This window comes from uncultured Chitinophaga sp., assembly GCF_937874145.1.
Classification (GTDB): Bacteria; Bacteroidota; Bacteroidia; order Chitinophagales; family Chitinophagaceae; genus Chitinophaga.
On sequence record NZ_CALNBI010000182.1, the window covers coordinates 1 to 26,756 of the forward strand.

The 26,756-nt window shown below is 56.3% G+C and carries 24 protein-coding genes; 11 read left to right on the forward strand and 13 right to left on the reverse strand.

The annotated features are described in order from the left end of the window. The 7 genes from Q0510_RS08605 to Q0510_RS08635 form a co-directional block, all read left to right on the forward strand. Nucleotides 1-262 (forward strand): ATP-binding protein (locus Q0510_RS08605; RefSeq protein ID WP_298710077.1); only part of this gene is annotated, 262 nt, incomplete at its 5' end. A gap of 92 nt (nucleotides 263-354) precedes the next feature. After that, on the forward strand, nucleotides 355-1,761 hold the full coding sequence (locus tag Q0510_RS08610) for an ATP-binding protein (RefSeq protein WP_298710078.1): 1,407 nt from the start codon (nucleotides 355-357) through the stop codon (nucleotides 1,759-1,761). Nucleotide 1,762: 1 nt separating this feature from the next. Continuing rightward, entirely contained in the window at nucleotides 1,763-3,424 is a 1,662-nt protein-coding gene (locus tag Q0510_RS08615) for a response regulator (protein ID WP_298710079.1), read from the forward strand. A 22-nt stretch (nucleotides 3,425-3,446) separates the two neighbouring features. Continuing rightward, on the forward strand, nucleotides 3,447-3,716 hold the full coding sequence (locus Q0510_RS08620) for a UBP-type zinc finger domain-containing protein (protein ID WP_298710080.1): 270 nt from the start codon (nucleotides 3,447-3,449) through the stop codon (nucleotides 3,714-3,716). 56 nt (nucleotides 3,717-3,772) lie between these two features. Next, complete coding sequence (locus Q0510_RS08625; RefSeq protein ID WP_298710081.1) at nucleotides 3,773-3,985, forward strand: hypothetical protein; 213 nt, start codon at nucleotides 3,773-3,775, stop codon at nucleotides 3,983-3,985. A 60-nt stretch (nucleotides 3,986-4,045) separates the two neighbouring features. Then, nucleotides 4,046-4,654 carry a hypothetical protein gene (locus Q0510_RS08630; protein ID WP_298710082.1) on the forward strand — a complete coding sequence of 203 codons (609 nt, stop codon included), beginning with the start codon at nucleotides 4,046-4,048 and terminating at the stop codon, nucleotides 4,652-4,654. A gap of 43 nt (nucleotides 4,655-4,697) precedes the next feature. Continuing rightward, complete coding sequence (locus Q0510_RS08635; protein WP_298710083.1) at nucleotides 4,698-5,384, forward strand: hypothetical protein; 687 nt, start codon at nucleotides 4,698-4,700, stop codon at nucleotides 5,382-5,384. Between the two features lie 57 nt (nucleotides 5,385-5,441). Here the strand turns inward: Q0510_RS08635 and Q0510_RS08640 are convergent, their stop codons facing one another. The 7 genes from Q0510_RS08640 to Q0510_RS08670 all read right to left on the reverse strand — a co-directional run bounded on the left by Q0510_RS08640 (nucleotide 5,442) and on the right by Q0510_RS08670 (nucleotide 18,282). After that, nucleotides 5,442-9,986: an efflux RND transporter permease subunit gene (locus Q0510_RS08640; protein ID WP_298710084.1), complete on the reverse strand. Its 4,545-nt coding sequence runs from the start codon at nucleotides 9,984-9,986 to the stop codon at nucleotides 5,442-5,444. Between the two features lie 32 nt (nucleotides 9,987-10,018). Further along, nucleotides 10,019-11,134 (reverse strand): efflux RND transporter periplasmic adaptor subunit, encoded by a 1,116-nt coding sequence (locus tag Q0510_RS08645; protein ID WP_298710085.1) that lies wholly within the window; start codon nucleotides 11,132-11,134, stop codon nucleotides 10,019-10,021. A gap of 126 nt (nucleotides 11,135-11,260) precedes the next feature. Beyond that, nucleotides 11,261-11,656 carry a hypothetical protein gene (locus Q0510_RS08650; protein ID WP_298710086.1) on the reverse strand — a complete coding sequence of 132 codons (396 nt, stop codon included), beginning with the start codon at nucleotides 11,654-11,656 and terminating at the stop codon, nucleotides 11,261-11,263. A gap of 200 nt (nucleotides 11,657-11,856) precedes the next feature. Then, entirely contained in the window at nucleotides 11,857-14,361 is a 2,505-nt protein-coding gene (uvrA, locus tag Q0510_RS08655) for an excinuclease ABC subunit UvrA (RefSeq protein WP_298710087.1), read from the reverse strand. Between the two features lie 66 nt (nucleotides 14,362-14,427). After that, the gene (locus tag Q0510_RS08660) at nucleotides 14,428-14,697 is read right to left on the reverse strand and encodes a hypothetical protein (RefSeq protein WP_298710088.1); all 270 of its coding nucleotides are present in this window, start codon (nucleotides 14,695-14,697) and stop codon (nucleotides 14,428-14,430) included. 279 nt (nucleotides 14,698-14,976) lie between these two features. After that, a complete protein-coding gene (locus Q0510_RS08665) occupies nucleotides 14,977-16,566 on the reverse strand; it encodes a hypothetical protein (RefSeq protein WP_298710089.1) in 1,590 nt (529 codons plus the stop codon). A 126-nt stretch (nucleotides 16,567-16,692) separates the two neighbouring features. Next, complete coding sequence (locus Q0510_RS08670) at nucleotides 16,693-18,282, reverse strand: hypothetical protein (protein ID WP_298710090.1); 1,590 nt, start codon at nucleotides 18,280-18,282, stop codon at nucleotides 16,693-16,695. Between the two features lie 223 nt (nucleotides 18,283-18,505). Here Q0510_RS08670 and Q0510_RS08675 point away from each other — a divergent pair, with 223 nt between their 5' ends. Further along, the gene (locus tag Q0510_RS08675) at nucleotides 18,506-19,495 is read left to right on the forward strand and encodes an alpha/beta hydrolase (protein WP_298710091.1); all 990 of its coding nucleotides are present in this window, start codon (nucleotides 18,506-18,508) and stop codon (nucleotides 19,493-19,495) included. A 70-nt stretch (nucleotides 19,496-19,565) separates the two neighbouring features. On the opposite strand, the gene Q0510_RS08680 is transcribed toward Q0510_RS08675, so the two are convergent. The 3 genes from Q0510_RS08680 to Q0510_RS08690 are packed head-to-tail and all read right to left on the reverse strand — an operon-like array spanning nucleotide 19,566 to nucleotide 20,699. Further along, complete coding sequence (locus tag Q0510_RS08680; protein ID WP_298710092.1) at nucleotides 19,566-19,727, reverse strand: hypothetical protein; 162 nt, start codon at nucleotides 19,725-19,727, stop codon at nucleotides 19,566-19,568. A gap of 19 nt (nucleotides 19,728-19,746) precedes the next feature. Further along, entirely contained in the window at nucleotides 19,747-20,532 is a 786-nt protein-coding gene (locus tag Q0510_RS08685; protein ID WP_298710093.1) for a nitronate monooxygenase, read from the reverse strand. Then, entirely contained in the window at nucleotides 20,529-20,699 is a 171-nt protein-coding gene (locus tag Q0510_RS08690; protein ID WP_298710094.1) for a nitronate monooxygenase, read from the reverse strand. Before Q0510_RS08690 ends, Q0510_RS08685 begins: the two co-directional genes overlap by 4 nt. 121 nt (nucleotides 20,700-20,820) lie before the next feature. Between Q0510_RS08690 and Q0510_RS08695 the strand changes: the two genes are divergently transcribed. Continuing rightward, nucleotides 20,821-21,558 (forward strand): class I SAM-dependent methyltransferase, encoded by a 738-nt coding sequence (locus Q0510_RS08695; RefSeq protein ID WP_298710095.1) that lies wholly within the window; start codon nucleotides 20,821-20,823, stop codon nucleotides 21,556-21,558. Between the two features lie 9 nt (nucleotides 21,559-21,567). Here Q0510_RS08695 and Q0510_RS08700 read toward each other — a convergent pair whose 3' ends face one another. Continuing rightward, entirely contained in the window at nucleotides 21,568-23,433 is a 1,866-nt protein-coding gene (locus Q0510_RS08700) for a heparinase II/III family protein (protein ID WP_298710096.1), read from the reverse strand. Nucleotides 23,434-23,527: 94 nt separating this feature from the next. On the opposite strand from Q0510_RS08700, the gene Q0510_RS08705 reads away from it, so the two are divergent. Next, entirely contained in the window at nucleotides 23,528-23,869 is a 342-nt protein-coding gene (locus Q0510_RS08705; protein WP_298710097.1) for a hypothetical protein, read from the forward strand. Here the strand turns inward: Q0510_RS08705 and Q0510_RS08710 are convergent. Continuing rightward, entirely contained in the window at nucleotides 23,833-24,231 is a 399-nt protein-coding gene (locus Q0510_RS08710) for an acyl-CoA thioesterase (RefSeq protein ID WP_298710098.1), read from the reverse strand. The two genes, Q0510_RS08705 and Q0510_RS08710, sit on opposite strands and share 37 nt — an antisense overlap. Nucleotides 24,232-24,395: 164 nt before the next feature. Here Q0510_RS08710 and Q0510_RS08715 point away from each other — a divergent pair, with 164 nt between their 5' ends. Beyond that, entirely contained in the window at nucleotides 24,396-25,646 is a 1,251-nt protein-coding gene (locus tag Q0510_RS08715; RefSeq protein WP_298710099.1) for a hypothetical protein, read from the forward strand. Between the two features lie 140 nt (nucleotides 25,647-25,786). On the opposite strand, the gene Q0510_RS08720 is transcribed toward Q0510_RS08715, so the two are convergent. Beyond that, on the reverse strand, nucleotides 25,787-26,756 hold a 970-nt coding region (locus Q0510_RS08720), incomplete at its 5' end, for an alpha-L-rhamnosidase C-terminal domain-containing protein (protein WP_298710100.1).

Genomic DNA, 26,756 nt, shown 5'->3' on the forward strand with positions numbered 1-26,756 from the left:
CATCAAAAACAGCATGGAAGCCATCGGCAGCGGCGGCGAGATTCGCCTGATCCAGCAAACCGGGGCCATCGTGATCGCCGATACGGGACCAGGCGTAGCAACACCTGCCGAGGTATTCACGCCATTCTTTTCCACCAAACCCGACGGCCAGGGCATCGGCCTCATGCTCGTCCGCGACATCCTTATGGCGCATGGCTGGCAATTCTCCCTCGAAACCCACGCCCCCGGCGACACGCGGTTTACCATCCGGTTTCCGCGTTAGCCGCATCCTCCCTTCTGTTGGTTACCTCATGGTTACCACGTTCACAATTCGCTGATTAATAAGTATCTTTAAGCAAACAGCGGAATATTATCGTGAATACCCAGGACCTGCTACTGTTCGACGCCCTCAAAGACGTGCCGGAACCGCAATTGCAATGGCTGATCGACCACAGCGAAAACGAACGTTTCGCCGAAGGCCATTATTTGTACAAGCCCGGCGACGAGATCCGCGGCATCCACTTCATCTTTTCCGGAACCATTGAGTTCTACCGTATCCAGGCCGGCAGCAAACTGCCTGTCACCGAGTTCTCCGCGCGCCAGGTAACGGGCATCCTGCCCTATTCCCGCGCCCGAGGGGCCATTGCTTTTACCCATTGCAGGACGGATGTGGAGATGATGACTTTCCCGAAATCCGGGATCCGGGAGATGATTGCGGAACATTACGAGCTTACGCAGGCGCTGGTTTTTGTGATGACCAACCGCGTGCGGGATTTCGCTATCATCACGCAGCAAAACGAAAAGATGATGGCCCTCGGCAAACTGGCGGCAGGACTGGCGCATGAACTGAATAACCCGGCGGCGGCGATCGTCCGCGGGTCCGACACGTTGGGCGAGCATTTGCGCACCGCACCGGAAACCTTCCGGAAGATGATGCTGACCAGGCTTTCGCCGGAAGAAGCGGACTTCGTCTGCGAACATATCCGCCAATCGCAGGCCGCGGCGGAAATGCCCGCGCCCGGCATGTTGGAGCGCAGCAGCCAGGAAGACGAAATCAGCGACTGGCTGTACGACCATCAGATCCCCGAGGCGGCGGACATGGCGGAAAACTTCCGGCATTATGGCCTGCATCCAGCAGTGCTCGACGAATTCGCCAAACAATTGCCCGCGGAATACCTCGGCACCGTGCTCTCCTGGATGAGCAGCCATTTCACCACCGAACGCATGCTGTCCGACATCCGGGAAGCCTCGCAGCGCATTTCCGGCCTCGTGAAATCCGTCAAGATCTTCACGCATATGGATGGCGGCACCGACAAACAATATATCGACATCCATACCGGCATCCGCAACACACTGGTCATGATGCAGTATAAATTGCGGAAAGGCAAGATAACCGTGACGGAAGATTTCGACCAGACGCTGCCGCCGGTATATGCCCTGTCCGGGGAATTGAACCAGGTCTGGACCAATCTCATCGACAATGCCGCCGATGCACTGGAGCCCCAGGGCAATGGCGCGCTCCGCATCCGCACGGAGCGCGACGGAGCGTTCGTGAAAGTGACCGTTGCGGACAACGGCCCCGGCATCCCGCCCGAAAACCTCACCCGCATCTTCGACCCGTTTTTCACGACCAAGGAAATCGGGAAAGGCACCGGCCTGGGGCTGGATGCGGTGATGAACATCATCCGGCAGCACCACGGCAGCGTGAAAGCCACGTCGGAGCCCGGAAACACCGTTTTTACCATTTGCTTCCCCATCAACGGCGAAGCGCATTCATCCTGACATGAACCAGCCGATTATATTCCTGATAGACGACGACCAGCAGGTGCTCCGCGCCATCAGCCGCGACCTGCGCAACCAGTACCGCGACCGATACCGCGTGCTGTCGACTTCCTCCGTAGCGGAAGCGCTGCAAAGCCTCACAGAATTGCAGAACAAAGGCGAAGAGATCGCCATGTTCCTATCCGACCAACGCATGCCTGAAATGGACGGCGTCCATTTCCTGGAGCAGGCCATGAAGATTTTCCCCGATGCCAAACGCGTACTGCTGACGGCCTATTCCGATACGGAGGCCGCCATCAAGGCGATCAACGACGTGAAGCTGGACTATTACCTCATGAAACCCTGGGACCCTCCGGAAGAGAAGCTCTATCCCGTGATGGACGAGATCCTGGGCGACTGGCAGGCCAATTACCGGCCCGACTTCAAAGGCATCCGCGTGATCGGGTACCAGTTTTCGCCGCGCAGCCACGAGATCAAGGACTTCCTGGCCGGCAACCTCATCCCGTACCAGTGGATGGATATGGAAAGCAACGAACAAGGCAAGCAACTCGCGGCTTCCAACAAGCTGGCCGCACAGGATCTGCCCGCAATCATATTTGAAGACGGCGCGCTCTTCACCACGCCGGCGCTGAAAGATATTGCCTCCCGCATCGGGCTGAACCCTACGGTCCGCAACCAGGTGTACGACGTGGCGATCATCGGTGCAGGGCCCGCGGGACTGGCGGCTTCGGTGTACGGGGCTTCCGAAGGATTGAGCACTTTGCTGATCGAGCGGCGGGCGCCGGGCGGGCAGGCGGGTACCAGTTCGCGGATCGAAAATTACCTGGGATTCCCCACGGGGCTCAGCGGCGCAGACCTGACACGCCGCGCCATCACGCAGGCCACGCGCTTCGGGACGGAGTTCCTGTCGCCGCAGTCGGTAGCGGGGATTGAAGTGAAAAATCAATACAAGATCATCCGGCTGGACGACGGCACCGAAATCTTCAGCAGGGCGCTGGTGATCACGACCGGCGTGGATTACCGGAAGCTGGAAACCCGCGGGATCGGTGATTTTACCGGGGCCGGCGTGTATTATGGCGCCGCGAGCACAGAGGCGGCATCGTGCCGGGACAAGGAAGTGTTTGTGCTGGGAGGCGGCAATTCCGCCGGGCAGGCGGCGATGTATTTGTCGAAATTTGCGCGGAACGTGCATATCGTGATCCGCAAACCGGATCTGCGCTCGTCGATGAGCGCTTACCTGATCGACCAGATCGCGCAAACGCCCAATATTCACCTGCTGCCTTGCGCGGAAGTGGTGGAAGGGATCGGGGAATCTAAGCTGGCGGCCATCCGGCTGCGCGACCTCAACTCCGGTACTGAAACCGAAATGCCGGCGGACGCGTTGTATATATTCATAGGCGCGAAGCCTTATACCGAGTGGATTTGCGACAAAATCATCAAGAACGAAAAGGGTTTTATTGAAACCGGGCGCGACCTGCAGCAATACCCGGAGTTCCGGCAGTTGTGGAAAGCGGCGCGCGATCCTTACATTTTGGAAACGAGCTGCCCGGGGATCTTTGCGGCGGGAGACGTCCGCGCCGGGGCCATGAATCGTGTGGCGGCCGCGGTGGGCGAAGGCTCGATGTCGATCAGCTTTGTACATAAATATCTATCTGAAACCTGATAACCTCGTAAAAACCAGGCATATGTCAAAACAACCCTGTCACCATATCAAGGAGCTGGAAACGCTCCTCCACCCGAAAAAATACGAATGCGAGGAATGCGTGAAACACGGGGGCACCTGGCTGCACCTGCGCACCTGCCAGACTTGCGGCGGCACTTTTTGCTGCGACAGCTCCCCTTCCCGCCACATGACGGCACACTTTCATGCTACCGGCCATCCCGTGGTGATTTCCGCGGAACCGGGGGAAAGATGGATATGGTGTTATGAAGACGAAAGTTTCGCTGATTATTAAAGAAAGCTTGCATATGTTATAGATTCGACATATATTTAGGATAAACCTCCTATCCTATGAAAAACGTATCCGCCACTACCCTCGCGGTGTTGCTGCTTTTTGCCACCGTATCCAACAGTTTTTTTTGCGGCATCCTCGCCTATAACTGGATCGATCCTTCGAGCGTGAAAGGCGCCCTGATGTTCCTGTTTTCCTGGGGCGCGGCCACCTGTGCCGGCTACCTGGTGCTGTCCCGGCTCATGGAAGCCGTATTTGGGAAAGTGGAATAAAGGTGTTATACAAATTTGGCGATATGAAAGTATCTTGCGGCTCAATTTTAGAGCTGTTATATGAGAATTTCATCCCTTGCCATTGCTTCCGCCCTGATTTTCGCCGCCTGCGGAAAGGAAAACAACGAAGAGTTAAAGCAAATGGACGCACTTTCCGGCACTTATGAGTACATTTCATTGTATGTAAAAGGAACGTCGGAAATTATTTACAAAGACGGCAATGACAACATCAGCATGGTCAGCGAAATGGAATATACTTCCAGGGAAATGGCCGGCATGGTTCTGTTCGAACAGGGCTCGATGACTACTTCGGGGTACACCTACAAAGTAAACTCCGACTATAACTTCCAAAGTTTTACCAATGGGAAGGCGGACGGGCCGGTGCAATCGTTACCCTTCCAGTTTTCCACGCCAAAGGTCAACGGCGTATCGCAATACCGGATCGCGGGGGATTCCGTGTTCCTCGACAAGGCTTTCAACCACCTCCCGGGCGCGGGCGGCCAACCGGGACAGATCCCTGCCATCCCCGTTGAGGCTAAATTTTCCCTTTCGAACGGCGACCTGAGCATTATCAGTTCGGTGTCGCTGGTTTCGCACCTCACGCAGGAAGGCATTCCCGCGACGCAGCACCAAAGGTTCGTGATGATCTCCCGGCTGAAAAAGCGTTAAAACGGAAACTTATATTATATTTGGTCTTCAAACAATTATCCCCATGCGTAAAATTTCATCCCTGGCCTACGTGCTTTTCGCAGCGATTGCTTTTGCAGGTTGCAGCGGAACAGGAGATATCCCGGTACCTGCTGGCACGAATGTAGATGGCATCCCCGGCGGCAACCCCGGCCCCGGTCCAGGAGGCAATCCCGGTGGTGGTTCGGGTAACCTTGATGGCACTTACGAGTTTGTTAATGTATCATTGACAGCCAAAACCGAGACTTCGACCTCCTCTTTCGGAATGACGGTAAAAACGGTGTCTGATGTGGAATACACTTCAACAGACAATACCGGCACGGTGGTGATCGACGGCAATAAAATATCCTCGACGAATTTCAGCTATAGTATAGAAGCGACGATGAAAACCCAGATGTACTCGAACGGCGTGCCGCTTCCGGGCAGCGGGACAGAAGTGCCTTTCGTTTATGATATGCCTTCTTCCAACAGCGAGGGCACTTTCAAGTATGTAGGTACAAATGAAATTCAGTACCTGGAAGGTGGATTTATAGAGATACCATCCACCGGCCAGCAACTTCCCTCTACGCCCAATACGTCAAAATACGAAGTCAAAAACGGCGAATTGATCCTCACCGCTGTTATAAATGAAACCCAAAATATAGTTGAACAGGGTCAAACCTGGACTGTAAAGCAAACAGGCGTCGCCACCACCCGTCTCAAAAAGAAATAATAACGGAAACGTTGCAGATATAAAGAAAAAGGGCCGGTCAATTGACCGGCCCTTGCCCTATTCCGCACCTCCGCCCAAGGCTCTGTATAACGCAATGACACCGTCGAACACTTCACGCCGGTGCTGCGCCAGAGCCAGTTCTGCATCGAGGACGTTCTTCTGGGCATTGATCACTTCCAAATAATTGGCATACCCAGTCGCGAAGAGATCGCGGGAGGTGGATACACCGTTTTGCAGCATGAGCACTTCCGCTTCTTTCAGCTTATATGCCTGCTCGCTGTTGCCGACTTTCTGCAGCGAGGTGGATACTTCCTGGTATCCGTTCACGATGGCCTGGCGGTAAGCGTAGAACGCGGTCATGCCTTCGGCCGTGGCGATCCGGTATCTCGACCGGATCTGGTTTTGGTTGAACACAGGCGCCGTGAGCCCACCCAAAGCGGTATATGCGATGGATGCGGGGCTTTTGAATAGCAATCCGGGTTCGAAAGCGTTGTATCCTACCGAGGCGCTCAGCGTCAGCGTCGGGAAGAACGACGCGCGCGCCGCTTTCACATCCGCTTTTGCCGCCGTCAGCTCCAGTTCAGCCTGCCGGATATCCGGGCGGGCCAGGAGCAGCTGCGCGGGAATGCCTTCCGCCACTTTCGCGGGGATGGGCGCTTCCAGCAGGTTCTTCGACCTTTCAATTTGTTGCGGGAAACGGCCCGCCAGCGCGTTCAGCTGGTTTTCGATATCGGTCCGCTGCTGCCGGATACGGAAAGCCAGGCTCCGCGTATTGAGCAGCTGCGCGTGGAACTGCTGCACCGCCAGTGATGTGGCTCTCCCCGCCTCCTGCTGGATCTTCACCGTTTCCAGCGCGGATTCTTGCAGCAACACGTTCTTTTCCACCACCGACAATTCATAATCCAGCTCCAGCAGGTGGTAATACAGCGAAGCGATCTGCGCCGTCAGCTGCGTAAACACGAGCCTGCGCCCTTCCGCCGTAGCGAGGAACCGCGCGTAGGCGGCCTCCTTCTGCTGCTTTAACTTACCCCACAGGTCGATTTCCCAGGCGCTGCGCAGCCCGGCAAAATAATCGGGCACTGCCGGCGAGGGAATGCGCTGGTCTTTATCGATATTGGGCGACAGGTTGGTATCGAAATTACCCACCCCGTCGATCGTATACTTCCCGAATTTCTCCGTACCGGCATGCACGCCTGCATTGAGCGAGGGTAGCCAGGCCCTTCGCGCCATGGCCAGTTGCGCCTGCACCGTTTCCATTTTCTGCATGGCGATCAGCGCATCCACGTTGTTGCGGTGGGCGGTATCGAGGAGCCTCTGCAGGTAGGGATCGGTGAAGAATTCTTTCACCGGCAGCAACGCCACCGGCGCCAGGGTATCCTGCGCGGTCTGCGGAACCGCTGGCAGCTCCGGCGTTACCAGTGGCTGGGGTGCTTTACAGGCGCCGATAAACACCAGCAACACCGCAGCAGCTATCACCGCAGGTTTCGGCTTCTTCCTTTTCACTTTGATGCGGGAGAAAAGGACATACAGTCCAGGGATGACGAGCACCCCGAAGATGGTCCCGATGAGCATCCCGCCCGCTGCGGCCGTACCAATAGAGCGGTTCCCCATGGCGCCCGCGCCGCTGGCGATACACAGTGGTATCAGGCCCGCGATGAACGCGAAGCTGGTCATAAGGATCGGGCGGAGACGGCTCACGCCCCCTTCTATGGCGGACCTCACGACCGTGAGCCCCTGCTTCTGCCTTTGTATCGCGAATTCCACTATCAGGATGGCGTTCTTGCCCAGCAAACCGATCAGCATCACCAGCGCCACCTGTGCGTAAATGTTGTTCTCCAGCCCGGCGAGCTTCAGCGACAGGAAAGCGCCGAAAATCCCCGCAGGCAGCGACAACAATACCGGCAGCGGCAGCATGAAGCTTTCATATTGCGCGGCCAGCAACAGGTATACGAATAAAAGGCAGATGCCGAAAATGTAAATAGCCTGGTTTCCGGACAGCACCTGCTCCCGCGTCATCCCGCTCCATTCGTAGGAGAAACCGCGCGGCAGCACTTTCGCCGCCGTTTCCTCGATGGCCTTGATGGCGTCTCCGCTGGAGAAGCCGGGCGCAGCGTCGCCATTGATCATGGCCGAAGTGTACATGTTGTAGCGCGTAAGCGTTTCCGGTCCGTACACCCGCTCGAGGCGGACGAAGTTGGAGAAAGGCACCATTTCGCCCTGGTCGTTTTTCACATGCAGCAGCAGCACGTCTTCCGGCTTGGTGCGGAACTGCGGCGAGGCTTGCAACATCACTTTGTACATTTGTCCGAAACGGATGAAGTTGCTGGCGTAGAAGCTGCCGAGGAGCGTTTGCAGGGTGCTCATCGCATTGTCGATGCTAACGCCTTTTTTCGCCGCCATGGCCTGGTCCACATGGATCATATACTGCGGGAAAGCCGGGTCGAAGCTGGTAAAGGCGCTCCCGATCTCGGGGCGTTGCTCCAGCTCGGCGATGAATTTGTTCGTTATTTCGGCGACTTGCTCCAGGTCGTCCGCACCGGTACGGTCCAGCACGCGCAGCTCGAAGCCGCTGGCGTTACCGAAGCCCGGCACTGTGGGCGGCGGGAAGTATTCGATGGATGCATCCGCGATGTGCCGGGTCTGTTTTTTCAGGTCGGCAATGATATCATCGACGGATTTCTCCCGGTCGCTCCAGGATTTGAGGTTGATCATCCCCATACCGTAAGAAGCACCCGCCACCTCGTTCACCAGGCTGTAGCCGGCGAGCGTCGATACGGATTCCACGGCGTCCATATTGGCTGCCACGGCCTGCACGGAGTCGAGCACCTTCTCGGTACGTTCCACGGTCGCGCCGTTTGGCGTGGTTACGTTCACGTACACCATACCCTGGTCTTCCATCGGGATGAAGCCACCCGGCAGGATGGACGCCGCGCCCCAGGTGAGCACGAAGAACGCGACGAGCGTTACCAGCGTCAGCAATCGCTTGCCTGCAATCGCGCCCACAAAGCCTTTGTATTTGTTTTCCGTTTTATTGTATCCGCGGTTGAATGCGTTGAAGAAACGCTGCAGCGGATTGGTGCGCATATGCCCGTTGGGATCATGTTTCAGCATGAGCGCGCACAGCGCGGGCGTCAGCGTCAATGCGTTGATCCCGGAAATGATAATGGCGAATGCCAGCGTCAGCGAGAACTGCCGGTAGAATACACCCACCGGGCCGCTGAGGAAGGCCACCGGGATAAACACCGCCGACATCACGAGCGTAATCGCTACCACCGCACCGCTGATCTCCTTCATAGACGCCAGCGTGGCCTGCATGGCGGGCAAATGCGTTTCGGACATCTTCGCATGCACCGCCTCCACGACCACAATGGCGTTATCCACCACGATCCCGATCGACAACACCAACGCGAACAGCGTGAGCAGGTTGATGGAGAAGCCCATCAGCTGCATGAACGCGAACGTACCGATCAGCGCCACCGGAATGGCCAGGATGGGGATCAGGGTCGAACGCCAGTCCTGCAGGAAGAGGAACACCACGATCCCCACCAGGATAAACGCCTCGAACAACGTGCGCACCACTTCGGCGATGGAGGCATCCAGGAAGCGGGATACGTCGTAGTTGAAGTTGTAGGTCATACCCGGCGGGAACGACGATGCCTTCAGCTCTTCCATCCTTGCCTTTACGTTATTGATTACGTCCTGCGCATTGGAACCCGGCCGCTGCTTGAGCATGATCGAGGCGGAGGGCTTGCCGTCGGTCTTCGACACCATGCCGTATGTCAGCGCCCCGAACTCCACTTCAGCGATTTCCCTCAGCCGCAGCACAGACCCGTCGGGGTTGGCGCGGATGATGATATCGGCGTATTGCTGCGGTTCGAAATATTTACCGGTATACCGGAGCACGTATTGCAGCAGCTGCGCTTCCTTGTCGGAGCTTTCGCCGGTCTTACCCGGCGCCGCTTCGATGTTCTGGCGGCGGATGGCCTGCACCACTTCGTCGGCCGACACGTTGTAGGCCAGCATCCGGTCGGGCTGCAGCCACACGCGCATGGCGTATTCCTTGGCGCCCATGATTTCGGCGAAGCCCACCCCGTCGATACGTTTCAGCTCCTTCAGCACGTTGATGTCGGCGAAGTTGTAGATGAAGTTCTCGTCGAGCGTGGAGTCTTCACTCATTACGTTGAGGTACAGCAGCATGGAGTTCACTTCCTTCTCGGTCGTAACCCCGGCTTTGATCACCTCTTCGGGCAATTCGTCGATAATGGTAGACACGCGGTTTTGCACGTTCACCGCTGCCTGGTCGGGATCGGTCCCGACTTTAAAGAAGATGGTAATAAGCGTGTTACCGTTGTTGGAGGAGACGGACGTCATGTACGTCATCCCCGGCACGCCGTTGATGGCCCTTTCCAGGGGAATGGCCACGGCATTGGCGCACACTTCGGCGTTGGCGCCGGTATATTTGGCCGTTACCGTCACCGAGGGCGGCACGATATCGGGGAACTGGGTCACCGGCAGGGTGAAGAGCGCCAATAGCCCCAGCAGCACTATAAACAAAGAGATCACCAGCGACAACACGGGCCGCCTGATAAAAGTATCGAACATGAGTTTTGTTTCTGGTTACGAAGCAATATTTCTTACAATCCTTTCAGCTGATCGGCCGGCACAAGTTTCGGGTCGATCTTCATACCTTCGCGCAGGTTGCGGACGCCTTCGAAAACGATGCGCTCGCCGGGCTTCAGCCCTGCCTGTACGAGGTAAGAATGCGAAACCCTTGCGCCTGGCTCGAAGCTGCGCATCTTCACGGTATTGCCCGTATCCACTACGTACACGTAGTTTTTATCCTGCATTTCAAATACGGCTTTCTGCGGCAGCAGCAGGCAGCTGTCGATCCGGTTGGTGAGCGTCACCTTGCCGCTGGCGCCATGCTTGAGCACCTGCTGCGGGTTCGGGAAACGCGCGCGGAATGCGATCGAGCCGGTGGATTCGTCGATTTCGCTTTCCACGGTTTCCACCCGGCCGTCATGGGTGTATTCGGAACCGTCGGCCAAAACGAGGTTCACGCTGCGGTGCGCATCGCGGCCGTTACGCATGAATTCGAGGTATTCAGTTTCGGAAACATTGAAATAAGCATACATGTTATGAATGTCGGACACGGTAGTAAGCAGGTTGCCTTCGCTTACGAAACTGCCGGCTTTCAAGGGAATGCGGTCGATGAAACCATCGAACGGAGCCCGGATGCTGGCGTACGATAACTGCGTGGCGGCGTTTGATTCCGCGCTCCGCGCTTCCTCTATTTTTGCATTATAGGCGGCGAGCTTGGCCTGGACCACCTCCAGTTCCGTAGCGGAAATCACCTTCTTGGTCACGAGCACTTTCACCCGGTCCACTTCCAGGCTGGCGGCTTTGGCTTCGGCGATGGCGCTGCTGAGCGCGGCCTTGGCGCGTGCGAGTTCGGCCCGGTGTTCTTCTTCGTTCAGGCTGAAAAGCAACTGGCCTTTCTTCACCTGCTGGCCTTCGTCGACATGAATTTTATTGAGAAAACCGTTGATGCGCGCCCTCACTTCCACGTTGCGCACGGCCTGGATATCGGCCACGTAATGGCGGTGAAGCACGGTGTCGGTCTGTTCGAGTTTCAATACTGGAAACGACTGCACGTCGCTGTCCTGGTTGCCGGAATCTCCTTTCGTAACGCAGCCGCCCAATGTTGCGGCCACAAGGGCAATAGCGATGCCTCCTGTTATCTGGTGCATAATAGGTAAAAAAGGTTTTGCGGGCCGGAGCAAGTGAATTGCCGGCCGCTATGTAAAAAATGCAGAACTAACGCCCTTTAGGGGCGGGTGTGATCAATGAAATAAAGTCAGGGAGATGGGTTGGGTTCAAAACAATGTGAACCTGAAGAGGAAATTGTAATAAGCCGGGAGGAATGCGTCCTGCTGGAGATAGACGCCTGTTTTCTTTTCCTCGGTCACCGGTGCGAACGTCCTGCTTGTCTGGTCAGGAGCCACCTGCGGGGCGAAATTGAACTGCTTGGAAGGCGAACTGATGTAGAACCTGCCGCGGCGCCGGGATTGTTTCGCCCGAACGCTGGCGTCGTCATCTTCCAAAGCATTGGTCAGGAATGCCGACGGCACTTCCACCCCTTGATGGAGATCGAGCTCGATCATGTCCATCTCAACGGGCATCACGCCGGCATAAGCCTGCATGCTGAATCCCGCCAGGTGCTGGATACAAACAAGAAACAGTAAAAACAATATTTGTCTGTTGATCCTCATGAGTATGCGATGCAATTCATCCAACTGCAAAAATACACAAGAAGACAAAAAATCCTACCAAATGAGGATCAACGGTCAGCCTTTTAACATAAAGTTAAAATATCCATATGTCCGAATGCCGCCACTGGCAAGGATTTCACAAACAATAGCACATTCGTCCCGCATCTTGATGACTGGCATCCGGTAAATAGTGCCATGTTTCATTGCATGGAAGAAAAGAACGCCGACAGATAAGGCGCGGTTTTACTGTTTTTAGTTTTCGCTACTTTGGACGGCGGCCCCTCCGCCACGATGTTCCCTCCTTTCTCGCCGGCCCCCGGCCCCATATCGATCACCCAGTCGCTCCCCGCGATCACGCGCATGTCGTGCTCTACCACGATCACCGTGTTCCCCGCCGCTACGAGCCTTTCCAGCTGCAGCACGAGCCTGTCCACATCCGAAGGGTGCAGGCCGGTAGTGGGCTCGTCGAGTACATACAAAGTGTTCCCGCGGCCGGTTCGCTGCAATTCCGTCGCCAGTTTGATGCGCTGCGCCTCCCCGCCGGAAAGTTCCGTTGCCGGCTGGCCGAGCCGCAGATAGCCGAGGCCCACGTCGCGGAGCACCGCCAACGGGCGCTGTACGCTCTCCGCGCCGTCGAAGAACGCAAAGGCCTGGTCTACCGTCATGCCCAGCACTTCGGCGATATTCTTCCCGCGGAACTGCACTTCCAGCGTTTTTTCATTATACCGCGCGCCATGGCAGGTGGGACAGGGAGAATACACGCTCGGCAGGAAAAGCAATTCCACCATCACGAACCCTTCGCCTTCGCAGGTCTTGCACCTGCCCTTGGCTACGTTGAAAGAAAACCTCCCGGCGTCGTATTTACGGCTGCGCGCCATGGGCGTTTCGGCGAATATCTTGCGCACATGATCGAAAAGCCCGGTGTACGTTGCGAGGTTGGAGCGCGGCGTACGCCCGATGGGCGCCTGGTTCACCTGCACCAGCCGGGCAATATGCTCCATGCCGGCCGTTATCTGCCCGCCGGAAGGGCCCGTCTGCCGCGGTTCCTCTTCGTTGTCCGCATCTGCCGCATGCCCCAGGGTTTCGGCCACCAGCTCCACCAGCGCCTGGCTCACGAGGCTCGATTTGCCGGAACCGGAAATGCCCGTCACCGCCGTGAGCACGCCCAGCGGAAACCGCGCGTCGAGGGCATGGAGGTTGTTGCGGGTAACGCCTTTCAGCTCCAGCCACCGTTCCGGCCTGCGCTGCGGGCGCCCGGGGATCGATTGTCGGCCGAAAAGATAATGCCGGGTAGCTGAGCCGGTAACGGAAGAAAGTCCTGCAGGCGGACCGCTGTACAATATCTCTCCCCCATTCGTGCCCGCTGCCGGGCCTACATCCACGATCCAGTCGGCCTCGCGGATAACGTCGGTTTCGTGTTCCACCACGAAGAGCGTGTTGCCGGATGCTTTGAGGCCTTTCAGCGCGCGCAGGAGCGCTTCCGTATCCGCGGGGTGCAGGCCGGCGGAGGGCTCGTCGAGCACGTATACCACGCCAAAAAGGTTGCTCCGTACCTGCGTGGCGAGGCGGAGGCGCTGGAGCTCTCCGGGCGAAAGCGTAGGCGTGCTGCGGTCGGGCGTCAGGTAGCCGAGGCCGAGGTCGAGCAGCACCTGCAGGCGGGCGCAGATGTCTGCCGTAATGCGCTGCGCCACGATATTACGTTCGGGATGGGAATCGTCGGCCAGTTGGCGGTTGTGGGCGTAAGGCTCCAGGATGGCCGCCAGCTTTTCCAGGGAAAGGTGTGCGATCTCCGCGATGTCCAATCCTGCGAACTTCACGGAGAGCGATTCTTTGCGGAGGCGTTTTCCCTTGCAGCTCGGGCAGGGTGTGCTCACCATATATTGCTGCACGCGCTTTTTCATCATGGCGCTTTGCGTGTGGGAGAACGTATGCAGCAGGTATCGCCGGGCACCGCTGAAAGTGCCCATGTAGCTGGGTTCCGTCTTCAGTTTCAGTGCCTGCTTCGTTTCTTCCGGCGTAAAACCGGCGTATACGGGCACGGTGGGTTGCTCTTCCGTGAAAAGTATCCAGTCGCGGACCTTTTTCGGCAGGTCCTTCCAGGGCCGGTCCACGTCATATCCCAGTGTCACCAGGATGTCGCGCAGGTTCTGGCCGTACCAGGCCTGCGGCCATGCGGCGATTGCGCGCTCGCGGATCGTTAGCGTGGGATCGGGCACCATGGAGGCTTCCGTGGCGTCATAGATCATGCCCATGCCGTGGCAGGCAGGGCACGCGCCTTCCGGCGTATTGGGCGAAAAAGCTTCTGCATGGATGATGGGCTGGTTGCGGGGATATTGCCCCGCGCGGGAATACAGCATGCGCATCAGGTTGCCGAGGGTGGTCACGCTGCCGACGGACGAACGCGTGGTTGGCGCGCCACGCTGCTGCTGCAGGGCTACTGCCGGCGGAAGGCCGTCGATATCATCCACGTCCGGAACCGATAACTGGTGGAAAAGCCTTCTTGCGTACGGGGAAACCGATTCGAGATATCGCCTTTGCGCCTCGGCGTAAAGGGTGCCGAATGCGAGGGAAGATTTCCCCGACCCCGAAACGCCGGTGAAAACCACGAGCGCATCGCGCGGGATTTCGAGGTCTACGTTTTTAAGGTTGTGCTCCCTGGCGCCGCGGATGGTGACGAATCCGGGCTTCGGTGAATATTGCGTCATATCAGGTGTATTCGCCGCAAAAATACGAACGGGCCGGGTAATAGCCCCGGCCCGTCTTTATCTTCGCTAGTTCAGTTGCGAACTTTGTAATCTTTGTGTGGCCACGATAATCCGCATCATGCGGTATTCCGGGATTTCCAGCAACTCCGAAAGCTGCTTTACATCCTCCACGGAAACACTGCCGATATCCGTGAACCACTCCCGCAACTGCGCTTCAGATATATGCGTGTCGCGGCTGAGTTCATGCAGCGGAACCGCCAGGTATAACTCCTGAAATGTCGTGATCTTGTTTTCCCAGATTAGGTTGCGGATGATGGTATACTGCTCGTGTATCATATGGTTCAGCGTTGTGTTGTACGATAAATAACAAAATGTAGGCCTGAATGTTGGGGTGAATATTTAAATACCTGAAAATTAATTGGTTAACTTTTTCACAAAGGATATAACACCGTCGCCACAGCTGTGAAAAAATGTCCACACTGTTGCTGTTGATTTAAAAATAGGCAATCTTTTTTTGAAATCATAGGCCTCGTTTTCCGAGGTGTGAAATCGCCATTCGAAACAAGAAAAAAGCCGGCGGAACCGGAGCCCGCCGGCCGGAATAACAATGAGAAATCAAATTTCCATCCAAACCAACTGCACCGACTTATTCCGTTCCTCGGTAATCAGGCGCAAGGTCACATACCGGTTTTTATCGGGGTTGTACGCGGAAACAGGAAACAGTGCAAGGTTATGCTGATTCTTCGCCGGCAGGCCAAAAAACAGCTCGCCCGTTGGGATTTGCTGATCGTTCAATGCAAACCGGTAGGCGTCACATTCACTCACCCACCGTACCGTTTTTATTTTACCTGCGGTGATACCTTCCCGGTTTTCCATGAAGTCGTTGTACAGCACAAATGGATTCCCCGCGTTGCGGAGGTACACGAAGGACTTGAACTGATTCCCGGCGTACAGCGGCCAGGCGGCGTTTTCCATGTAATGATGATAGAAGGCTTTCGGCGCTTCGTCGTGCCGGTAGGAAGATACCACATGTTCCTTTGGCAGGTAGTAAAAACGCGTGAACCGGCCTTCCTTGTCAAAATCGGCGATAACCAGGCTGCCTACCGTTGCATACAGCACGGAATTGTAATTTCCTGAATTCATATACGAAATCTCTTCCAGGGCAATGGAATAACTGCCATCCGCATGCACGAAAAGGTTGACGGGTGTGCCACGGAAATCGCCTTTCTTCCCGAACAGCGCCTTTGCCGCCGCGGCCGGTCCGCTGAAATAGGCTTCCTCCTTCTTCACTACATCCAGCGTCCGCGGATCGAAATCCGCCATCCATATCTCTCCGTAATTCCCGGAGGTAGGGATGAACATCAGCACCAGGAAATTGCCGGAGGCTTTATTAAACTTGGTGATGGCGGATTTGACTTCCAGGTTATGGGTGAATTTCACTTCCTTCACCTCCATCTTCCGGCTGCCGGCTTTCAGGGAGCCGACCAGCATCGTGTTTTGCTTATTGCTTTTACCTTTTTCACTGAAACCATATCCGAAGACCAGCGCATCTCCGTTCACGAACGCCATATCGAGATAGGTGATGAATTGATATTTCTGTTGGGGGAAAGCCAGGTAAGAACGGCCGGATATTTCATGACCGGGTGTAAAAGTTACGACCTCAACCCGCTTGCTGCGGTCAGGCTCCGTACTATTAAACAACACGATGCCGTAGTGGTCGCTGTCGGGGTCTTTCTTTACATAGAAGTCAGGCAAGGGCTGCCGGTTATATTCCATTTTCGTCCAGCTGAGCTTGCTGATTTTAGGCAATTCTCCCACCACGTCTTCTTTCCTGATAACGCCTTTCGATCCGTCTATCACCAATCGGAAAAGCGTGGGTACGTTGTCGCGATGGTCCTGGATCAGGCACACCACATCGCCGTTCACTTCAAACATTCCTTCCACCGTAGGCTTCTCCAGCTTCCCATAGCGCGGCGACAATTTCTTATTGAGTTTATTCTGGTACTGGTCGTCGTACAACCGCATATCGATCCCATCTTTTTTGGTGACAACGATGAGGGCCGTGTTTCCGTTTTTCAGCTGGAGGATACGGGCATACCCTTCCTCGGGCTCAACGAATGGCTGGCTTTTGCCGACTTCCCTAAATTGGGAAAAGACTGCAAGATGCAGTAATACCAGCAGCATGCTGACGAAGGTGGTTTTCATATGATAGGAAATTATTGATGGTTTACAATGGTACGGAGGACTTCCGCAGGGTTTCAGGCGGATATTTTTCATGAACAAAGCCGGCGGCAGGAACCGCACACCGGCTTTGTTGCATCAAATGCTGGATTATGGTTCCATCCAAACCAGGTGCACCTGCTTGGCTTTATGGATATCGAGGCGGAGGGTTACAAACACGTTAGCATCCTCGTCGAAATCGGAAATGGGCAGGAGCGCCAGGCGGTGATCCTTTCTGCCGCTGCCTTCCCCGAAAAGAAATTGCCTTTTCGGCACCATATCTTTTTCCAGGGGGAAGAAGAACGCGTCGGTTTCTTTAAGGCCTTTGATCTGGGTGAGCTTCCCTTTCTTCATTCTTTCCTCATTTTCTTCCAGGTCGTTGAAAAGCACGATTTCCTTTCCTTTGGAACGTATCAGCACGAAGGTTTTGTACTGGTCGCCGTCGTTCATTTGAACGGCCCGTCCTTCCCGCGCGTCGTGGTAGAAAGAACGGGGATGCGCGGTCCATAAATGATGGTCTTTCGGGAGGAACCAGGATTTTTCCAGTTTGCCTTTCGCGTCGAAGTGCTTGACACCCATTTTGCCGGTGATCGTATAAGGCTTGCTGGAGGTGCCGTTGGTGAATGTATGTTGTTTCACTTCTATCTCTTCGAGCACCACTGTATAACTGCCGTCTTTATACACGAACATATTCACCGGCGCAGCCCCGAACTTCTCCCTGCGTCCGAAAAGCTCTTCCGCTTTGCTTTGCAGGTCGAACACGGTTATTTCGTCCATCTCTTTTGTATTCAGCTTTTTCGGGTCCATATTGAAGAGCCATAGCTCCCCGCGGCCGTTGCTGTTTTTATACGGGGCAAATGCGAGCATCATGATGCTGCCGGTGGCCGTGTTGTACTTCAGGATGCCTTTGTGCAGGTCCTGGTCGCGGGTGAACTTCAGTTCCGTCAGTTGCACATCCGAATCGCCGGCCGTGAGCGTGGCCATGATGGCCGTATTCTCCTTACCGCCGCTGGCGCGGGTGTTTTTGGCGTAACCGAGGCAGTACACGGTAGGCCCAACGAAGGTCATATCCATGTAGCTGATGTACTTGTATTTATCGTCGGGGGATTTGTAATAGGCACGGGCGGTTTCGTTATGATCACCATCATAAATCACCAGTTCGATGCGTTTGCTGCGGTCGCTTTCGAAGCTATTGAACATGGCTACGGCGTACTGGTCGCTGTTGGGATCTTTTTCCGCGAAGAAATCCGGCGGCTGCACGCCTCCGAACATCATGGCGTAACCGGATCCCATGTTGAGTTTCTTCAGTTCGCCGATGGTTTCTTCCTTGATGATGGTGCCTTTCGTCCCATCCACAATCAACCTGTGCAGTACGGGCGCTTTGGATTCGATTTCGCGGATCAGGAATACGATATTTCCCTTCACCTCAAAAACCGCTTCCACGTTGCCGCCTTTGATTTTGCCATATTTTGGGCGGAGCTGCTTCGCCACTTTCTGCTTATGTTTGGCGTCATAAATTTTCAGGCTGATGCCTTCCTTCAGGTCGAGAACGGCTAAAACGGTATTCCCGTTTTTCATCTGGATTACGCGGGCGAAGCCATCTTCCGGCTCCTGGAACGAATTACTTTTGGCAATTTCCTTAAACTGGGCGAACGCTGCGAGGTTGAGCAGCATCAACAGGCTGCTGAGCATTAATTTCATATAGCAAGGGATTATTTGAAAATCACATGGCTTTGGGCAGTCAAAGATAAACAGCCGATTCGGATTGCCGCCGGTATTTTCGTGTTGTCAGCCTGGCGATATTTCGCGTTTTCACTACGCCCCCTCGTGGCCTTATTCCCAATCACTTACCGAACCATTTCAGGATCAGGATGTTATATCCCGGCATACAATTCGACTCTATCCCCCAAAAATACAATTCACCATGAGTCACAAAAACGATAAAGCGGCCGGCTATTCCGCCGACCCTCACCTTACCCCCGAAGTCAGAAAGTTCCTGGACATCCTCAACGCCCCGGGCAGCGTGCCGGTCGAAAGCCTCCCCGTCCCGGAAGCGCGGCAGGTGCTGACTACCGCCCAGCAGTCGTTCAAAACAGACGTCTCCGGCGTCACCGTCACCGAAAAAACTATCACTGCTGGAGATTTCACGCTGCTCCTGCACATCGTCAAGCCCGAGGGCGCCGCCCCCCTCCTCCCGGGATTCCTTTTCATCCACGGCGGCGGCTGGGTACTGGGCGATTTCCCCACCCATCAGCGCCTCGTTCGCGACCTCGTCGTGCATTCCGGCGCGGCCGCGGTATTCGTCAATTACACCCCAACGCCCAATCAGCATTACCCCCGCGCGATCGACGAAATTTTCGCCGCCACGCAATGGCTCGCAGAAAATGGCCGGGAAATCGGGGTCGACGGTAACAACATCGCCATCGTGGGCAACAGCGTGGGCGGTAATATGAGCGCCGTCACCGCCATCCGCTGCAACGAAAAAGGCGGCCCGAAGCTTAAATGCCAGGTGCTCATGTGGCCCGTCACCAACGCCGATTTCGAGACCAAATCCTGGCGCCGGTACGGCGAACAGCGCTTCCTCACCGCCTCGCTCATGAAATGGATGTGGAGCCTGTACACTACCAAAGACAGCCAGCGCGATGAGCCCTACGCTTCTCCCCTGCAGGCCGCGCCAGAACAACTGAAAGGCCTCCCGCCCACACTCATCCAGGTGGCGGAAAACGACATCCTCCGCTCCGAGGGAGAAGCCTACGGCCGGAAGCTCTCCGAAGCCGGCGTGCAGGCCACTACCATCCGGTACCTGGGCGTCATCCACGACTGGGGCCTGCTGAACGGGCTCGCCCATCTCCCCGAAACCCGCTCCCTCGTGCTGCACGCGGCGGCGGAACTGAAATTCCATCTCGGACGGTAATACTATCCTTCTGCATAAAAAAAAGGTTGCCCCTTAAAAGGCAACCGTTTTCGTTTATCGGCTATCCGTGTTACCGGAGCAGCAGAATATTATGCCGTTTCACCGGGCCGTTGATGATCATTAATTGGTACATGCCGTCGGGTACAGACGCAGGGATGTCGATCCGCACTTCGGTGAGCGAAGAGGGGTATATCTGGCGCTCGTGGCGGATTACAGCAGGCTGTGTAGGCATGAACGTTAGGCGCTATAGCTTACCGCCAGGGGGCTGTGAGGGCTTCCATGAGATGGGCAGCTTTCCGGTGATGGAGGTTCGCTGCGCCCTGGCCTGCCCAGACAGCGGAGTATTCCAGGTTGCCCGTGTCCAGCGCTGCGTTCCGGATGGGCGCCATTAGTTGCGACTGTAAGGGAAACGGCGCCAGGTCTCCTTCCCTGCCGGCGAAGCGCGCGGCCAGTCCGGAGCGCACCGCCCGGGCGAGGCGGCCGGTGAAAACGCGCGTCAGTTCCGTATAGCGTGCGGCGGGTGAAAACAAGCGCTCGCGGTAGGCGGTGGAAGCCCCAGATTCCTCACAAGCCAGGAACGCCGTACCGATCTGCGCGGCGGAAGCGCCGAGGCGCAGCGCAGCGTCCACCCCTTCCGCATCGGAGATACCGCCGGCCGCGACGATCGGTTTGCGGATGATTTGCGATAACTGGCGCGTCAGCGCAAAGGTGCCATGCAGCGAATCTTCCGCTTCCCGAAGGAAGCTCGGCCGGTGGCCGCCGGCTTCGAACCCTGCCGCCACGATCACGTCCACGTTCGCCGCTTCCAAGGCCAGCGCTTCATCGGGGGTGGTGGCGGCGCCGGCCGTTATGATGCCCTGTTGCCTGCAGGCATCGAGGATGTGCTTGTCTGGGATGCCGAAAACGAAGCTGAACACGGCGGGTTTCAGGGCCAGCACGGCTTCGGCCTGGCGTTCGAACTTGCTTTGGATGGAAATGGAAGGAGAAGGCAGCTCAATGCCGAGTTCGTTGAATATGGGCTGGAAATGGGATTTCACGGTTTTGAATGCCGCTTCAGTGTACTGTTGCCATACCCGCCGAGGCCGCCGGCATTCGTTACCGCCGCCACCAGCGCCGGCGTGGAAAGCCCCGCGCCCATGGGGCCCTGGAATACGGGATAACGGATCCCCAACATATCGGTAATGGCGTTCGGTTGCATCTTCATGGCCAGTCGTTTATACTGCCAAGTTACCCCCATTTCACCAACTCGTTTGTGAGGATAGTCACGAATTGATGCGAAGGTTTATAGCACCGGAATGGTTATTTTTGTAGAAATCACCCGCCCCATGAAAGATGTTTTCTCAGAACAATCCGGGGACTATGTAAAATTCCGGCCCCGGTACCCGGATGAGCTTTTCACGTACCTCCTGTCCCTCGTCCCCCATCCCGGCAGCGCCTGGGATTGCGGCACGGGCAACGGGCAAGTCGCCGAAAAACTCGCCACACATTTCCCGAAAGTGGAAGCGACCGATATCAGCCGCCAGCAACTCGACAAGGCGCGCCCTCACCCACATATCCGCTACACCCTCCAACCCGCGGAGCAAACGGATTTCGCGGACGGTTCGTTCGACCTGGTGACCGTAGCGCAGGCCATTCACTGGTTCGATTTCGACGCGTTTTACAAGGAAGTCAACCGCACCCTGAAACCCGGCGGCGTCCTGGCCGTCATCGGATACGGACTGCTCCACATCACCCCCGAAATCGATACGGTGATCCGCAGGCTGTATGTCGATATCCTGGGCAAATACTGGGACCGCGAACGCAAGTACGTCGACGAAAACTATCTTACCATTCCATTCCCTTACCCGCCCGTCCAGACGCCTTTTTTTGCTTACAAGGAAACCTGGAGCTGGGGGCACCTGACCGGCTATCTTTCCACCTGGTCGGCCGTTCAGCATTATATGAAAGAACAGCAGCACGACCCCGTCGCCCTCATCGCTGACGACCTGAAGGCCGCCTGGGGCGATCCCGCGGAACGCGAGGTGCATTTCCCCATCCTCCTGCGGATCGGCAAAATTGCTTAAGCTGCCACATCAGGGCTTCCAGGTGCGCCAGTCGTCCAGTTTCGGTACTTTGTTCAACCGCACGCCTTCGGGCAAAACATGTACAGTGAACGCGCCTTTGAACCCTTCTGGCAGGATGGCTTCAAAGCCGGTGAGGGTGGTCCCGGGATTGGGAGCGTCCCAGTCATGCACCGGTGCGGTAGACCAGGTTTGCAGTTTTACGGGAACCGGCGCATCGATCACCAGCCGCAGCGATTTGCCGTTCTTGCGCAGCACGATCGTCCGCTGCCCTTCCATTTCCACCTTAGCCGTCGTCAGCCAGCGCCATTGCAGGGTATCCGGACCGCTCCCTGCTTCCACTTCGTCGCGGATGATAGCCCGTTTGCCGTTAACCAGCGCCATGCCGCGGCGGGCTTTTTGCAGCTGGCCGGCATATGCGGCAGACATATCCGTGATGGCGAACTGTTTGTTTTTAGTGTTTCCCGTAGCCGTGATATTGGCATGGCTTTCCACTTTTTGGAACGCACCGTTTATGGTGAGCGTGTTGTGCACGAGGTTGTTGTATCGCATCACCTGCCAGCGCTGCCCGTTCTGCGCGCGGTTCCAGATGCTGAGGCCGCGGGTTTCGAGAGAATTATAATCCTGCATCCCCAGGTCGGAAGCCCAGCGCACGCCACCCCAGTCGAGCACGAAAGACCCTACGTCCATATGCGCATGCGCGATGCCGGGCGAGCCGGCTTTGAAACCGGCGAACAGGGCCGAGCTGTCGCCCCAGCCGCTGCGCATGAGGGCTACGGGCGTTTCGCCTTCGCCGGTCCAGAAGGTGGTATTGGGCGCGGGGACGGTGTTCAGGTCGATCTTCTTCCCCCACAACAGCATCGCGGGCAACAGGCGGTTGTTGGCATGCGCGCCAGGCCGCTGGAGGCGTTGCTTTTCTACGAATAACAACGAGGGGTCGCCGGTCTTTTCCGCGAACCAGCACATCGCCGGTTCCAGGCTGCCGCCGTTGCCGGCGTCGGAGAAGTTGAACGGCAGGCCGGTGGGGCCGGCCATATGTTGGAAATAAGACGCGGTAGCAAGGAAGCCGGGTTGGCGGGAAAGGTTGAAATCGCTGCCCGTGAGGTTTTCCAGCGCGCTGATGAACAGCACGTTGAACGCGGTGCCGTATCCCCAATAGCTGTAACCTTCGGGATATGCGCCCGAGGGCTTGTAAGCCTCCATCGGCAACAGGATGCTGCGGATGCCGCGGTTGATGAGGTGCAAGCCCAGTTCCGGCGCGTCTTCATACACCGCCATAGAGCCGAACAGCATGCCCGCGTTGCAGACCTGGTTCCAGTTATGGTGGTCTCTCAGCCAGTTGCTGTTTTTCTTCTCGAGCGACGGCCGCATCCCTTTATCCAGGATCGCGGCGGTGATCTCGGAGCGCTGTGCGGGCGTGAGGCGGTCGAACAGCCAGTCGTACCCGATGGCCACGCCCATGGTCATCTCCGCCACGTCGAGGAAGTGGGAAGGGTTCCAGTCGGTGAAGGCGGAAACGGCCATCATTTCCTGGATGGCCCTGTCGGCAAAGCGCGCGTCTTTGGTGGTGCGCCAGGCGTAGGAAAGGAAGAACACCCGCCGCAGGCATTCCCGCGAGATCCCCAGCAGCCGCCTGCCGGTCATTTGCCTTTCCAGTACGGGCTGTGTGATGATTTTTTCGGATGCGTTGAGGATGGTGCGGTGCACTTCCTGGAAGGGACCGGGCCGGGAAATTTGCTGCTGGATGAGCGGATCGTCGGCCGATTTCCAGAGGATGCGCGGATGGCCGGGCATGCGGAAACCGGCGGGCAGGGAATCGGTTTGGCCATGGGCCGCCAGCGACAGGCCCAGGCAGAGGAAAAGCCAGGATAGCTTCATAACGGAATTTTTTCTGATGGGTAAAATACGGCTTTGGCCGCGGCGCAGCGGGTTTATGTGACGAGCGGCCTTGCCATCGTGGAACGGTTACTTTATGGCCTCCCCGCATTGGCGAGGTAAATCCACAGGAAGCACCTGGCAGGCTATGTTTCACACCGGCATGGGCCTGCTGGCATACATTTTTCTTAAGGAAAAGAAAAACAGACAGGTTATGAACAACAGGCATAAAAACCCGCTGCAAGGCATTCACCAGCCGGATCTGATGCATCTGGCGGTAAAATTCAACGTATCGCTGCAAAAAGTAAAAGCGGCGGTATACACGCTTGGCAATGACTTACGCCAGATCGAAAACTGGCTGGCGCAAAGGCGGCAGTATATAGGCGCGGTTACTTTCGACGATCAGATGGGATCTTCGCGCAGGCGCTCGTCGGTGTAAGTGATTTCCGTACGGCCGTGGGGTTTGGGAACGCCATTTTCGTCTACGCTGACGAACACGATTTTATCAATAGTGAGGATGGATTTCTGCGTGATCTTATTACGGACCTCACAGCCCAGCGTAATGGAAGTACGGCCGAAATGCGTGGCTTTGATGCCCAGTTCCACGATATCACCCTGTTTGGCCGAGTTGATGAAATTGATTTCAGACATGTATTTGGTCACGCAGCTGTTGGTGCCGAGTTGAATGATGGCATAGATGGCCGCTTCTTCATCGATCCAGCGGAGGAGGCTGCCGCCGAAGAGGGTGCCGTGGGCATTAAGGTCTTCAGGCTTCACCCACTTTCTTGTATAAAAATTCATGTACGCTCCGGTTTAGCGGCGAAATTAGTAAAATCAGCCGGAAACTGCCCCGCTTCAGACCAGCATATTTGCAGTTAGACCCGTTAAAACATCCTTTCACTGCTCCCTGATTGATTATCCTTTGCCACGGCTGTAGTATTGCGGGATACTACCATCATCAAAGCATGAAAATCAATTTTTGTTTCCTACTCTTCACAACGGCAATACTTGCGGCAGGCTGTTCTAAAAAAGATGCGCCGTCCAACCCCAACCCCGATCCTGGCACTCCTGCGCCCGGCGGGCATACCGGCACAGATTTCCCGGCGTTCATGGGCATCAAATTCAACAGCCGCGACGCCCAGTCGAAGATCATCAAGTGGAACCCCAATTTGCCCGAAAAAGATCAGATCGATTCTTCCGTACTGGCCGACAATGTATCGGAAGGCACTTACGGCATCATGGGCGTTCATGGTGGCAGCCATCTCAATATCGCTTACAACAATTTATACGGCGTACGCTACGTGAACAACCGCCCGCTGGCCGCCTACTGGACCGACGGTGGCGAAAAGATGCTCAGCGAGGTCACGGGCGCGCCCATGGTCGAGGAAACGATCAGCAGCGCGTACCGGAACAGTGAGAACGGTAATTTCGATATGATCCTCCAGGTGTTCGGGATGAACGACCGCGGTGTTTTCAAAAGCTATTACTACCGGATCAGCCATTCCGGCGACGTTACCCGGCATCTCATGCCGGATGCTTTCGCGCATACGTCCGGTCCCGTCACGACCTACAGCGGGTATAACGCTTCCGGGTTTAAAAATGGCAAGGCCTTCGCGTTTAAGACCCTGCAATATAACGACGGCATTTATACTGCGTTCGCCCGGGAAGGCGGCAGTTTGCACGAACGGGTCCTCCGCCGCGAGGGTTACCATACATTCCGCATCAACGCCACGCACCTCGACGAGAACGCCACCGGCTATATCCTCGGTTACTGCACCAACAACGAATCCGGCGCGGTAGAATGGTTTACGCTTTACCTTCCCGAAAACATGAAGGAGGAAGATGTGCGCTTCGTGCCTGTGAACCTCGCCCACGATCCGCTGCAGGATGATCTGTACGGCGCCACGATCGCCGACGGCAGGTTCTACCTTCCCGGCAACAGCCGCTCAGGGAACGCGCCTTACTACTACACCGTCACGCTGCCCAACCAAAACATCACACGGCTCACAGCCGACAAGCATACGCTGGAACTTCCTGCCAATGCGCAGTACGTGCGTTCGCGGCAGATCGCCAAAGTCGGCAATACCCTCTACGCCACGGGCACCAACGGCTCGCACGCCTGCTTCTGGAAAGATGGCAAATACCACCCCCTGGCTTCCGGCGGCGCCTATTCCACGATGGTATCCTTTGTATTCACACCGTACAATAACAATTAGCAATAATATCTTTAAATGGTTATGAAGCTGAAAAATGAGAGCCCCTGTATTTACAGGGGCTTTTCCTTATAACAGCAAAGGCCGCCTCTACGGGCGGCCATTTGCATGTGATTGTTACAGTTATGGGAAAAAGATTGGTGCTATTTAGCGAAATTGTACTCGAACGCGTAATTACCGGAACCCACCTGCAGGGCGGCGTCTTTTCCTTCCGCCGTGGTCTGTACCGTTTTACCGCCTTCCGTTACCGCAGCCGAAGCTGCACCCGGCAGCACGATCTTAGCCGAAGTATTCGCCGGAACTGAAACTTCCAGCTTCAGTTTGCCGCCGTCGATTTTCCATTTGGAAGCGATAGTGCCGTACAGCGATTTAAATTCCGCGCTGGCGTGGGTGAGACCGCCGCCAGGCCGTGGCTGTATGCGAAACTGTTTGTAACCGGGCGCGGCAGGATCGGGCTGGATACCGGTCACGGTTTTGTACATCCAGTCGCCGATGGCGCCGTAAGCGTAGTGGTTAAAGGAGTTCATCCCCACATCCTGGAAGGTACCGTCGGGCTTGATGCCGTCCCAGCGCTCCCAGATGGTGGTGGCGCCCATTTTTACAGGGTACAGCCAGGAAGGATAGCTCTCTTGCATGAGCAGCTTGTACGCCACATCGGTATGCCCGAAGCGCGTCAGCACATGGCAGAGGTATGGCGTGCCGAGGAAACCGGTGGTGAGGTGGTTGCCGTAAGCGCCGATGTTATCAACGAGGCGCTGTGCGGCCGAAGCCCGCTGTTCCTCGGGAAGAATGTCGAAATTCAGCGCCAGCACATATGCCGTTTGCGTGCTCGACACCATGCGCCCGTTCGGTGTTACATATTCACGGAGGAATGCACTTTTCAGCCTTTTGATCAGTTCTTCATATTTAGTTGCGTCCGTGCTGTTGCCGAGGACTTTCGCGGCGTTGATGAGGTTCTGGGTGGAATGAATGTAGAAAGCCTGCGCGATGAGGTATTTGTCAGTGATGGCGGAGCGTCCGTCGTTATCATATGGCGCGGAGTAGAAGAGCCAGTCGCCGAAGTGGGGACCGTGGTTCCAGAGCTCGTTGCGGCTGATCTTCGTGATGTAATCC